The following is a 12730-nucleotide window of genomic DNA, read 5'->3' on the forward strand; positions in this document are numbered from 1 at the left end:
GCCTTTCAACCCGCGATTGTGCAGGGCAGCATGGGAAAATTGTAAAATGCGTCAGACGGATGGCGGCCCCGGCCTAACCGGGGAAGACCACCGTGCGCGTGCCGTTCAGGAACACGCGGTCCTCCAGATGCGCCGCCACGGCATGGGCCAGCACGCGGCGCTCGATATCGCGGCCCTTGCTGACCAGATCCTCGGGCGTGTCGGCATGGCTGATGGCCACCACCTCCTGAGCGATGATCGGGCCCTCATCCAGATCGGCGGTGACGTAATGCGCCGTCGCGCCGATCATCTTCACGCCGCGATCATGGGCCTGATGATAGGGCTTGGCGCCTTTGAAGCCCGGCAAAAACGAGTGATGGATGTTGATGCAGCGGCCCGACAGCCACCCCGCCATCTCATCCGACAAGATCTGCATATATCGCGCCAGCACCACCAGATCGGCGCCCAGATCCTCGGCCAGAGCGCGGATGCGCGCCTCCTGCTCGGGCTTGGTGCCCTTGGTGATCGGCAGGTGATGGAAGGGCACATCGCCAATGGCGGCGGTGGTCAGATGCGCGGCCTCATGGTTGGAAACGATGCCCACCACATCCATCGCCAGCTCACCAATGCGCCAGCGATAGAGCAGATCGGCGAGGCAATGGTCGAACTTGCTGACCAGCAGCAGCACCTTCTTGCGCTCGCCGGGCGCGCGCAGGCGCCAGTCCATGCCGTCCTGAGCGGCGGGTACCGCAAAGCCCGCGCGCCAGTCCTCGGGCGAATCGCCCTCGCCCAGCGAAAAGTCCACGCGCATGAAGAAGCGCTGGTTCAGCCCGTCATTGAACTGCTGCGCATCGACGATGTTGCCGCCGCGCCCCGCAATGTAACCGGCCACCCGCGCCACCAGACCGGGTTTGTCATCGCAGGCGAGGCTCAGCGTGCAGATATCTTTCATCTTGATCCCTGAAGTCGTCATTTTGTGTCCCATGCGTCAGTCCGCCGGGTGGCGCAAGGCATTGGCCGCAATCCTCGCGAAAACCCTCAAAGACCGCTTGCGGGTCGTGAAATATAATTGCATAATCGCGTAATCATCAGTCGCCCATGTGAGGCGCCGGTGAGGAGCAGGATGATGGCGACAACGCCCGAAAACCCCGTCTGGACTGGCGCAAACCGCCCGCCTCTACGCTTGCACGTACCCCAGCCGCCCGCCCGCCCCGGCGAGGCGCCGAACTTCTCCGCGCTGGAAATCCCCGCCGTGGACGCAGGGCACCGCCCCGATCCTGACACCCCCGCCGCGCAGATGCAGGGCCATGCTTTTGGCCTCGTGCGCGTGCTGGATCTGGACGGCACCGCCAGCGGCCCGTGGGACCCGCAAGTCTCGCCGGAAACGGCGCTGGCCATGCTGCGCGCCATGGCGCTGACCCGTGCCTTCGATGATCGCATGTTCCGCGCCCAGCGTCAGGGCAAGACCAGCTTCTATATGAAATCTTTGGGAGAAGAGGCCGTCTCCATCGCCGCCGCCTTTGCGCTGGACGATGCGGACATGCTCTTCCCCTCCTATCGCCAGCAGGGCCTGCTGATCGCGCGGGATCACGATCTGGTCGATATGATGAACCAGATCTACTCCAACCGCGCCGACCGCATGAAGGGCCGCCAGCTGCCGATCATGTATTCGGTGAAGGCCAAGGGCTTCTTCTCGATCTCCGGCAACCTTGCTACCCAGTTGCCGCAGGCGGTGGGCTGGGCCATGGCCAGCGCGGCGCGCGGCGACACGCGCATTGCCGCGGCATGGCTGGGCGAAGGCTCGACGGCGGAGGGCGATTTCCACTCGGCCTGCACCTTTGCCAGCGTCTATCGCGCGCCGGTGATCCTCAATGTGGTCAACAACCAGTGGGCGATTTCCAGCTTCTCCGGCATGGCGGGCGGCGACGAAACCACCTTTGCCGCACGCGGTCTGGGCTATGGCATCGCTACCTTGCGGGTCGACGGCAATGACGTGCTGGCCGTGCTGGCCGCCACGCGCTGGGCCGCCGAACGCGCACGCGGCAACCACGGCCCGACCATGATCGAGCATGTCACCTACCGCGCCGAGGGCCACTCCACCAGCGACGACCCCTCGGCCTATCGCAGCGCCGGGGAGGCCGCCGCATGGCCGCTGGGCGATCCGCTGACCCGCCTGAAGGATCATCTGATCAAGCAGGGCCATTGGGATGAGGACCGCCACGCCACCATGCTGGCCGAAGTGATGGAGCAGGTCCGCACCGCGCAGAAGGCTTCGGAACGCTACGGCATTCTGGGCCATGGCTTCAACCAGCCGCTCGACACCATGTTCGAGGGCGTTTTCGAGCAGATGCCCTGGCATCTCGCCGAACAGGAGGCCCAGATGCTGGCCGAATGGCGCGCCGCCGGACTTCCTGACATCAAGCGCGAGGAGCCCGGCGCATGAGCGATGCTCGCGATATGACCATGATTCAGGCGATCAATGACGCGCTCGATGTCGCCATGCAGCGTGACGACACCGTCACCGTGATGGGCGAGGATGTCGGCTATTTCGGCGGCGTGTTCCGCGCCACGGCGGGCTTGCAGGCCAAATACGGCACGTCGCGCGTGTTCGACACGCCGATCAGCGAATGCGGCATCATCGGCGTGGCCATCGGCATGGGCGCCTATGGGTTGCGCCCGGTGCCCGAAATCCAGTTCGCCGATTACATCTATCCCGCGCTGGATCAGCTTGTCAGCGAGGCGGCGCGCCTGCGCTACCGCTCGGCGGGTGAGTTCACCGCGCCGCTCACCCTGCGCTCGCCCTTTGGCGGCGGCATCTTCGGCGGCCAGACGCACAGCCAGAGCCCGGAAGGCATCTTCACCCATTGCTCGGGCCTGAAAACGGTCATCCCCTCGACGCCCTATGACGCCAAGGGGCTGCTGATCGCCTCGATCGAGGACAATGACCCCGTCCTCTTCTTCGAGCCCAAGCGCCTCTACAATGGCCCCTTCCACGGCCATTACGACCGCCCCGCCAAGGGCTGGGCCGGTCACCCCGATGCCAAGGTGCCCGAAGGCCATTACCGCGTCGAGATCGGCAAGGCCCGCGTGGTGCGTGAAGGGTCCGACCTCACCATCCTCACCTATGGCACGATGGTGCATGTGGTCGCCTCCACGCTCGACGAGCTGGAGGATGCCCCCAAGGCCGAGCTGATCGACCTGCGCAGCCTGATCCCGCTCGACATCGAGACCATCGAGGCCAGCGTCAAGAAGACCGGCCGCTGCCTGATCGTCCATGAGGCGACGCGCACCTCCGGCTTTGGCGCGGAACTCTCCGCTTTGGTTCAGGAACGCTGCTTCCACCATCTGGAGGCGCCCGTGCAGCGCGTCACCGGCTTCGACACGCCTTACCCGCACGCGCTGGAATGGGCCTATTTCCCCGGCCCCGTGCGCCTCGCTCAGGCGTTCAAACAGATCATGAAGGACTGACACAGATGGCAACCTTCACCTTCACCCTGCCCGACATTGGCGAAGGCATCGCGAGCGCGGAAATCACCCGCTGGCATGTGGCCGAGGGCGACACCATCAGCGAAGACCAGCCGCTGGCCGATATGATGACCGACAAGGCCACGGTGGAAATCGAGAGCCCCGTTTCGGGCCGCATCGTGCAGCTGGCAGGCAAGCTGGGCGACGCCGTCGCCATCGGCGCCATGCTGGCGGTGATCGAGACCGAAGGCGAGGTCGAAACCCACCACACACCTTCCGCATCCGAGCCCACCACCACCCGGGCACAGGATGCGGCGCCCGCGCCCACAGAAGAAGCGGCAGTCGTGGCACCGGAGCCTGTCAAACCGGCTCCGGCCCCCGCACCTGTGGCGGCGACACCCGAATTGTCGTCTCACAAGGTGCTGGCCTCGCCAGCCGTCCGGGCGCGGGCGAAGGCTCTGGGCGTCGATCTGCGCCAAGTGAAGGGCGATGGCCCGCACATCCGCCACGCCGATCTCGATGCCTTTCTGAGCTATGGTTCGGCTCAGGGCTATCGCCCTCAGGCGAGCGGCGCCTGGGCCGATGAGGAGGTGCCGGTGATCGGCATGCGCCGCCGCATCGCCCAGAACATGGCCGAATCCAAGCGCCATATCCCCCACTTCACCTATGTGGAGGAGGTTGAGGTCACCGCGCTGGAAGAGATGCGCGGCCAGCTCAACAGCAGCCATGACGGACAGGCCCGCAAACGCCTGACCCTGCTGCCCTTCCTGATCACGGCCCTGTGCCGCGCCCTGCCGCATCACCCGATGCTCAATGCGCGCTATGATGACGAAGCGGGCGTGGTCACGCGCCATGGCCGCGTCCATCTGGGCCTTGCCACCCAAACCCCGCAGGGCCTGATGGTGCCGGTGATCCGCGATGCTCAGGATATGAACATCTGGCAGCTGGCCCAGGCCATCGCCGATCTGGCGCAGGCCGCGCGCGATGGTTCGATCCGCCGCGAGGACCTGTCGGGCTCGACCTTCACCCTTTCCTCGCTGGGTCCGCTGGCGGGCGTGGCCTCCACCCCCGTGATCAACCGGCCCGAAGTGGCGATTCTCGCCCCCAACCGCATCGTCGAGCGCCCGGTTTTTGCGGACGACTCCGACCGTATCCGCCGCGCCAAGATGATGAATCTGTCGATCAGCTGCGACCATCGCGTGGTCGATGGCCATGATGCCGCCAGCTTCGTCGCTCAGGTGAAACGGCTGATCGAGGCTCCGGCGCATTTGCTCGCCTGAGCCAAACGCCGGAAAAGATTAAATTTCACAAGAATTATCGTGTCACTTCGGCACAGAACGGGAATTCCGGGGTTAACGTTCTTTCAACCATCATCAAAAGCGGGGATACTCCGTGCAGCTACGGAGTCCCCTATGTCCATCCCGCCGCCCGCCCCCCGGCTGAAGGAAAAGGCCATCACGTTCGAGGCCTTGCTGCTGGTCGTGCTGGTCATGCGCGTTGCCGCGCACTTCGCCCTGCCCCAGCCGCTCTCCGGCGAGGAGCTGACCAGCTTCACCGCCGCGCGTGAGCTGGCCAGCGGGCATTGGCCGAGCTGGGGTCTGGGCGCTCAGGCCCTGCATGCGCTGGGCTATCCGCTGCTGCTGGCCCCGGTGATGGCGGTGGCGGGCGCGACGCCGGATGTGGCCTTCTCGGTCAATCTGGTGCTGGCGATGATCTCGGCCATTCTGGTCTGGCAGGTGGCGCGCCAGATGGGCCTGCGTGACACCGGGCAGAAGCTGTCGATCCTGGGCTATGCGCTGTGGCTGCCCGGCATCTGGAACTGCACGCTGGTGACGCGCGAGAATCTGGGCTCCACGCTGCTGCTGCTCTCCGCCTGGCTGGCGCTGCGCCTGCTGCGCGAAGGGCCGCGCATGATGCTGGCCCTTGCGGCAGGCGCCACATGGGCCGCCGGGCTGCTGACCGAACCCTCCCTGCTGCCCGTGATCAGCGCCCCGGTGCTGGCGCTGGTGCTTGCCGGATACGGCTGGCGCCTGCCCGCCTCCGCGCTGGCTCTGGCCGCAGGCGCCGCGCTGATGCTCGGCCCATGGAGCCTGATCAGCGGCGCCATGGTAGAAATCCCCGGCACCGTGCTGGCCACGCTGGCCGCCGCCACCGATGCCGCCAGCACGCCTGCGGCAGATCATGCCGCCTTCGGGCTGCTGCCCTGGGATGTCGCCATCGGGCGGCTCGCGCTGTTCTGGATGCCGCATATGCCCGATGGCGGCGCCCATGCCGTCGCGCGCGCGATCACCTTCGTGCGCATCGGCGAGGTGACGCAATATGTGCTGATCTTCACGCTGGGCCTTGCCGGATTGGTCGCCGCTCACACCATGAAGCGCCAGCGCGCCGTGCTGGGCGTGCTGATCGCCGCCTTCTGGGTGGTCAACGGATCGCTGGCGATGGACAGCTCCTATCGCGATCCGCTGATGCCGCTGCTGATCGTGCTGGCCGCCGCCGTGCTTTCCGAACTGGTCTACAGCCGCCCGGCGAAGCCGCGCGCCAAGCTGACACCCCTTACGCCGCGCTAAAGGCCCCTCTTTTCCCACCTGCACGCCGCAAACTTTTGCGGCTCGCATCGTTCATGCGAAAAACCGGTACTCACTTTTTCGCACGATGCTCTAAAGAAGCGCCATGCGCATTCTGCCCCGGCGGCCCGGCCCCACCCACAGCTTTCCCTATCGCTTTGCCTGGTGGGTGGCGATGGCGATCATCTGGTTCGTGTTGCTCTCGTTTGGCTGGGCGCTGCTCTATCGCGTGGTGCCCGCGCCCATCACCGCCACCATGGTGATGGACCCCAACGGCTTCAGCAAGTCATGGACCCCGATCAGCCGGATCGACCGCGCCATGGTCGATTCGGTGATTGCCGGGGAAGATGCCCGCTTTTGCCAGCACCACGGCTTTGACGGCGACGGCATCGCCTATGCCCTGCGCCGCGACATGAGCGGCGGCAAGCTGCGCGGCGGCTCCACCATCAGCCAGCAGACCGCCAAGAACGTCTTCCTGTGGCAGGGCACCGGCTGGACACGCTATCTGCGCAAGGTGCTGGAAACCTGGTTCACCATCGTGATCGAGACCGTCTGGCCCAAGCGGCGCATCATGGAGATGTACCTCAACGTGGCCGAGACCGGGATCGGCACCTATGGTGTTGAAGCGGCCTCTCAGCGCTATTTCGGCCATGGCGCGACGCATCTCTCGCCCATCGAGGCAGGCCGCATCGCCGCCGCCCTGCCCAGCCCCAAGAAACGCGCCGTGATCGATCCGAGCGGCTTTACGCGGCGCCATGGCAACGCGATTGCCAAGCGCAGCGGCGTGGTGCGCCGGGGCGATCTGGATGATTGCGTCTATCCCTGAGGGTCAGGAAGGAAGAGAGAATGCGAGGGTGTTACACCCTCGCGCTCCCATGAATGTCTGCGTTGCGCAACGGGTTCGGCCAAAGAGCAACGTCGCAGCGCCGCAGGCTTTAAAATCGCCAGCATGGTTTTGGGTCATAAGGTGTCTGCCTGCGGCGCTTTCGGTCACGCAGGTGGAGAGACTGGGCACGCCAATCGGAAACCACTGCCCGCTCTTCGGAAGACGTTATGGGAGCGCGAGGGGGTAACCCCCTCGCTTCTTTCTTTCCCCCTTACAAACCAAAACGAAAAAGGGCGCCCCTTGCGGAGCGCCCTTCCTCAAACCGAATGATCTGCCAGAGATCAGAAGGCCATGTTGATCGAACCGATGAAGGTCCGGGGCGAGCCCATGTAGACATAGCCCAGGTTGTTGTTGGTGTAGCCCGTGCTGGAAGCCAGCGAGGCAACGTGGAAGTCGTTGAACAGGTTGGTGACGTTCAGCTGCAGGAAGGTGCGGTCGTTCAGACCGGCCCAACCCATCTTCACCTTGGCGTTCAGGTCGATCACCGTGAAGGGCTTCAGCTTGGCATCGTTGATCAACGTTGCCGCGGTCGGCGTCGCCGGGTTGCTGTACTGCGGCAGGTTCTGGTCGTTCTCCCAGCGCGAGCCGGTGTACTTGCCCTGAATGCCCAGATCGAACGGACCGAAGTGACCGTCCAGACGGCCGCCGACCATCCATTCGGGGATGCCCGATTCAAACTTGCCGGCAGTCTGGTAATAGGTCGTGGCGGTGGCCTGCGAGTTGTCGCGGATCTTGGAGTGCAGCCAGGAACCGAACAGATAGGCCGAAGCATGCTCGTCGATCTTGTACGAGATGCTGCCGTCGATGCCGTAGCGGTCGACGCGGCCCAGGTTGGTGTAGATGCTGGCGTTGGCATCCGGGTCATAGGCGCTGGTGATACGGTTGCTCAGGATCGTGTACCAGAAACCGGCCTGTGCCGCGATGCGGCTCGACTTGTAGCGCACGCCCGAGTCGAAGTTGTTGCCCATCTCCTTGCGCGGCGCGGCGATCGACTTGCCCGCATAGAAGGTGTTGTACAACGTATCCGTACCCGGCACCTGCAGCGTGCGGGAGTAGTTGAAGTACAGCGAGGTGGACGGAGCCACGCGCAGGGTGAAACCAGCGCTGGGCAGCGGAGCGTTGAAGGTGAAGATCTTCTGCTGCGGCGCACCATAGGTGGGGTTGGCGGCCAGAACGGCAGCCGTGGTCGTCGCCGAATTGTAGCAGGCATAGCCCGTCGACGCCGTGGTGGTGATGCAGTTGTTGGTCAGGTTGCGCTTGAAGAAGGGCATGCGCAGGCCGACCACGACGTTCAGCGCGTCGTTCAGGAACTTGCCGCTGTACTCACCCGAAACCTGATGCAGGATCGCATAGGACAGACGGTTGCGCTTCTCGAGCGGAATGCCGTTCACATCGCGGATCGGATTGTCGCTAGGGAAATAGGCGGTGCCGGTACCATCGGGATTGTAGGTGCTCAGCTCGCCGGTCTGCTTGTGGCGGCCGCGATCATAGGTGTAGGCCAGACGCACGATCTGATTGGGCGTGAATTCATAACGCAGCGAGGCCATCACGCCGAAACGGTAGGTCTGCGTCATGCTGGGGCCGTACAGATAGGTCGGCGTGGTGTCGATCACACCGTTCTTGTTGAAATCATAGCCCAGATACATGTTGGAACCGTTGTAGCCGGTGCCACCTGCAGGCGCGCTGGTTTCATAGGCGGCATAGGCCGAACCGCCGCCGTTCGCCTTGCTGTATTCCAGATAGGGATCGACGTTGAGGACCATCTTGTCGGTCAGCGTGAAGCGCGAGTTGGCGCGCAGGTTCGCCGTGTCCGAAGGGTTGTAGCGACGCTCATAGCAGGACGCGCCCGTGGTGGCCGCGGTGCAGGCCGAAGCGGTGTAATAGGCTTCGCTGAAGTTGGTCGGGAAGCGGTTGCCCGAGCCCGAACCCACGGTCAGGCCGTTGGTGTTCAGCGTGCGCAGCGGCATCGAGGTCGACGAGAAATTGCGGTTCTGGTTCCAGTGACCGGCGAAGGTGATGAAGTCACCGGCGCTGCCCAGCGGCTGGTACAGCTTGAAGTTGTATTCCTTCTTGTTGATCTTGCCGACGCCGCCGTACCACACATCGTTGGTGGCGCTGCTGGCCGACAGCCAGGCGCGCAGACCGCCCGCAGTGATGTTGCCGGTGTCGATGATGCCGATCACGCGCTGGAAGTTGAAGCTGCCGACGCTGCCCTGCAGGCGGACATGGAAGTCCTCGGTGGGGTTGCGCGAGCGGTAGTTCACGGTCGAACCGGTGGCCGAAGCGGTCGGGCTGTCAACGTCGGTGGTGCCCAGGTTGACGCTGACGGTGTCGATCAGCTCAGGGTCGAGCATCTGGTTCGAATACAGGGCATAGTTGCCGGTGTCGTTCAGCGGAATACCGTCGAAGGTTTCCGAGATACGGCTGGAATCGAAGCCGCGAATATACAGCGTGCCGCCCTGCGAACCGAACGGATCCTGGTTGGCGAAGCTGACGCCCGGGATCTGGTTGATCGTCTCGTTGATCGACTGACCGGGCACCTGGGCCTGGATGAATTCGGCGTTCAGAACCTGCTTGGCCTTGGGCGTGTCAGGAATATCGACGCCGGCCACGGCCCTGTTGGCCTTGCCGCTCACCACGATATCCTTTTCGAACTCGACCGCGCCCGAAGACTGCGCGAAAACGGGGGTGGCCACGGCCGCGACGGCCACGGCAATGGTGCTGGCCGCGAAGGCCATCTTGGAAATAGGACGCATGCTTGTTTGCCCCTGCATGACGAAATTATGTGTACTGAGACACGTCGAAGTCAGCGTGGATTCGGATTCGTCGAATCCGGCCCCCCGCGCTGGCTGGCGGCACTCATACCGCCGCTGGGGTCGCTTCTAAACAGCAGGTTGTGACAAGTATTTGACACTAAAGGTGTAAAAAGAGCATAAAAATTCTTACTTTCGGCAATTTTATTGCTCAATTATTTTCTTTGTCGTAAACATCTTACCCGAACGAGCCACCATGATGCCCAAACCGCCCCGCTCCATCGATCCTGACGCGCCCGAATTCTGCTGCAGTGCGACATTTGTGCAACGCAGCAGACCCGAAAGGAACCCTTATGGCTCATGATCACACCCACGATGCCCATGCCGACTCCGCCGGACAGGGGCATGATCACCATGATGGTGACCATGATCATGATCACGATCATGACCATGGACATAGCCACGGGCACGGGCACGCCCATGGCCATCATCACCACGGCCATGGTCATGGCCACGGGCATCACCATCATGGTGTCGGCCATGGCAAGGCCTTTGCCATTGCGGTCGGCCTCAACACCGTCTTCGTGGTGGTCGAGGGGATCGCCGGCTTCATCGGGCATTCGGTGGCGCTGCTGGCCGATGCCGGGCACAATCTCTCCGATGTGCTCTCGCTGCTGCTCGCCTGGGGGGCCAGCCATCTCGCCCAGAAGCCGCCCTCGGCGCGCTTTACCTATGGTCTGAAAAGCTCCTCCATTCTGGCGGCGCTGGCCAATGCGGCGCTGCTGTGGGTGGCGCTGGGCGCGATCCTGATCGAAACCATCCGTGCCCTCTTCACCCCCGAAACCGTTGAGGCCCCGCTGATGATCGGCGTCGCCGCTGCGGGCATTGCGGTGAACGGCCTCTCGGCAGTGCTTTTCGCGCGTGGCAGCAAGGAAGACATCAATCTGCGCGCCGCCTTCCAGCACCTCATGGCCGATGCGCTGGTCTCGGCAGGCGTGGTCGTGGCGGGCATCGTGGTGGCCTACACCGGCTGGCGCTGGCTCGATCCCGTCACCAGTCTGGTGATCACCGCCATGATCGGGCTGGGCAGCTGGTCGCTGCTGCGCGAGTCCGTGCATATGGGCCTGCTCGCCGTGCCAGAGGGGATCAATGAGGAGAAGGTCCGCGCCTACCTCGCCTCGCAAGAGGGGGTGAGCGCCGTCCACGACCTCCATATCTGGCCCATGAGCACCACCGAAACCGCCCTCACCGCCCATCTGGTGATTCCCGGCGGACATCCGGGGGATGCGTTCCTCCACGGACTGGCTGAGACGCTGGAGAAGAAATTCCGCATCGGTCATTCCACCATTCAGGTGGAGTGCAATGCAGAGGTCTGCTCGCTGCATCCGGAAGGGGTGGTTTAAAAAAGAGAGAATGCGAGGGTGTTACACCCTCGCGCTCCCATGAATGTGCGCCTTGCGCTTTGGGTTCAGCCAAAGAGCAATGCCGCTGCGCCGCAGGCTTTAAAATCGCCAGCATGGTTTTGAGACACAAGGTGTCTGCCTGCGGCGCTTTCGGTCACGCAGGTGGAGAGGCTGGGCACGCCAATCGGGAACCACTGCCCTCTCTTCGGAAGACGTTATGGCAGCGCGAGGGCCCGGAGCATGTCTCTTGAGACATGCGACCAACAAGGACTCCCCCTCGCTTTTTCCTCTTCCTTTTTCCCCCTCCCTTCCCCACCTTACTGATATGTCTACCCTCACCACCCGCGCCCTGATCCGCCTGACCCCGCAAGACCCGCAGGAAAACCCCCGCAGCTTCCTGCAAGGCCTGATCACCAGTGACGTGCTGATGACACCTTTGCCCGTCTGGGCCGGCTTGCTGAGCCCGCAAGGCAAGGCGCTGTTCGACTTCTTCGTCTGGGCCGATGGCGAGGATCTGCTGATCGACTGCGAGGCAGATCAGGCCGAAGCGCTGGCCAAGCGCCTCTCCCTCTATCGCCTGCGCCGCAAGATCGCGATCGCCCGGGACGACACGCTGGCCATTCACTGGAGCGCTCAGGAACCGGGCCACCCCGCCTCGCCCGATCCGCGCCTGCATGCGCTGGGCTGGCGCTGGCTGGCCCCTGCCGATGATGTCGCCGTGGATGCCGACTATCTGGCCCATCGCCTGCTGCTGGGCGTCACCGAAACCCATGCCGAGCTGGGCGATCTGCTGTGGCTGGAGACCAATGCGGCCGAGCTGAACGGCGTCAGCTTCACCAAGGGCTGCTATGTCGGGCAGGAGAACACCGCGCGGATGAACTGGCGGCAGAAGGTCAATCGGCGGCTGGTGGTGGTGCCGCTGGAGGATTCGCGGGACGATCGCCGCCGCACGGCCTATCCGCAGCTGGCGCTGGCCGTGGACCATCGCCGGGTGGAAGACATTCAGCCGATTGCGGTGCCAAGCTGGCTCGCCCCCGCCCTGCAGAGCGAGGACGCGGAGGTTACCCCAGCACCGGGGTCATGATCACACCGGCCCGGGCGCGCTCGGCCACCAGCAGGCGCTCGGCCACGTCGCGACCGCAATCGCGGGGCAGATGCAGTGCGCGGGTCATCGGGGCGCCCAGCAGGCCGTCGCCCACCGCCAGCAGCACCAGCGAATGCGAGACATGGCGCATCGCCTCGGAGCCCAGATCGTGGAGTTCCTCCAGCATCGTCTCGATGGCTTCGATGATCGGCTCCAGCGCATGGGCATCGCCGGTCAGCCGCAACCAGACCGCCAGCGAGGCCGCGCCCTGATGCTCGAAACTGTCGAAGATGATGTCCACCAGCTCACGCGGGGTCAGGGCGCCAAGGCGGCTGGCCAGCACCGCTTGGCCGATCGTCTCGCACAGGGCGCCAGCCATATGCTGAGCCAGAGCCCGCCACAGATCGCTGACGCTGCCGAAGTGATGCAACAGATTGGCATGCGTGCGGCCGATGCGCGCGGCCACGGCCTTGAGCGTAACGGCGTGAGGGCCTTGCTCGATCAGCAGCAGGCGCGCCGCTTCAAGGGCGGCAGCCCGGCTCTCATGAGGCGAAAGACGCTTTTTCATCGACATCGGTTCGGCTAACCCACCCTTA

10 protein-coding genes are annotated in these 12730 nt (G+C 64.2%); 7 read left to right on the top strand and 3 right to left on the bottom strand.

The window, feature by feature from the left end:
- Positions 1-73: 73 nt before the first annotated feature.
- Positions 74-931, bottom strand: a complete 858-nt coding sequence (gene purU, locus HGK27_RS14185) for a formyltetrahydrofolate deformylase (protein ID WP_206241361.1) — start codon at positions 929-931, stop codon at positions 74-76.
- A gap of 171 nt (positions 932-1102) precedes the next feature.
- On the opposite strand from purU, the gene HGK27_RS14190 reads away from it, so the two are divergent.
- The 5 genes from HGK27_RS14190 to mtgA all read left to right on the top strand — a co-directional run bounded on the left by HGK27_RS14190 (position 1103) and on the right by mtgA (position 6834).
- Positions 1103-2422, top strand: a complete 1320-nt coding sequence (locus HGK27_RS14190; protein ID WP_206241362.1) for a thiamine pyrophosphate-dependent enzyme — start codon at positions 1103-1105, stop codon at positions 2420-2422.
- A gap of 14 nt (positions 2423-2436) precedes the next feature.
- Positions 2437-3447: an alpha-ketoacid dehydrogenase subunit beta gene (locus HGK27_RS14195; protein ID WP_206243222.1), complete on the top strand. Its 1011-nt coding sequence runs from the start codon at positions 2437-2439 to the stop codon at positions 3445-3447.
- Between the two features lie 5 nt (positions 3448-3452).
- Complete coding sequence (locus tag HGK27_RS14200; RefSeq protein ID WP_206241363.1) at positions 3453-4724, top strand: dihydrolipoamide acetyltransferase family protein; 1272 nt, start codon at positions 3453-3455, stop codon at positions 4722-4724.
- Between the two features lie 132 nt (positions 4725-4856).
- Entirely contained in the window at positions 4857-6011 is a 1155-nt protein-coding gene (locus HGK27_RS14205; RefSeq protein WP_206241364.1) for a hypothetical protein, read from the top strand.
- A 103-nt stretch (positions 6012-6114) separates the two neighbouring features.
- Positions 6115-6834 carry a monofunctional biosynthetic peptidoglycan transglycosylase gene (mtgA, locus tag HGK27_RS14210; RefSeq protein ID WP_206241366.1) on the top strand — a complete coding sequence of 240 codons (720 nt, stop codon included), beginning with the start codon at positions 6115-6117 and terminating at the stop codon, positions 6832-6834.
- A gap of 341 nt (positions 6835-7175) precedes the next feature.
- Here mtgA and HGK27_RS14215 read toward each other — a convergent pair whose 3' ends face one another.
- Positions 7176-9650, bottom strand: coding sequence for a TonB-dependent receptor (locus HGK27_RS14215; protein WP_241127169.1), 2475 nt, complete (start codon positions 9648-9650; stop codon positions 7176-7178).
- Between the two features lie 350 nt (positions 9651-10000).
- Between HGK27_RS14215 and HGK27_RS14220 the strand changes: the two genes are divergently transcribed.
- Together HGK27_RS14220 and ygfZ are read left to right on the top strand one after the other, a co-directional pair.
- Positions 10001-11050 carry a cation diffusion facilitator family transporter gene (locus tag HGK27_RS14220; protein WP_206241369.1) on the top strand — a complete coding sequence of 350 codons (1050 nt, stop codon included), beginning with the start codon at positions 10001-10003 and terminating at the stop codon, positions 11048-11050.
- A gap of 325 nt (positions 11051-11375) precedes the next feature.
- Positions 11376-12134, top strand: coding sequence for a CAF17-like 4Fe-4S cluster assembly/insertion protein YgfZ (gene ygfZ, locus HGK27_RS14225; RefSeq protein WP_206241370.1), 759 nt, complete (start codon positions 11376-11378; stop codon positions 12132-12134).
- Here the strand turns inward: ygfZ and HGK27_RS14230 are convergent.
- The gene (locus HGK27_RS14230; protein WP_322099037.1) at positions 12112-12702 is read right to left on the bottom strand and encodes a TetR/AcrR family transcriptional regulator; all 591 of its coding nucleotides are present in this window, start codon (positions 12700-12702) and stop codon (positions 12112-12114) included. The two genes, ygfZ and HGK27_RS14230, sit on opposite strands and share 23 nt — an antisense overlap.
- Between the last annotated feature and the right edge of the window lie 28 nt (positions 12703-12730).

Source organism: Novosphingobium terrae (assembly GCF_017163935.1).
Classification (GTDB): domain Bacteria; phylum Pseudomonadota; class Alphaproteobacteria; order Sphingomonadales; family Sphingomonadaceae; genus Novosphingobium; species Novosphingobium terrae.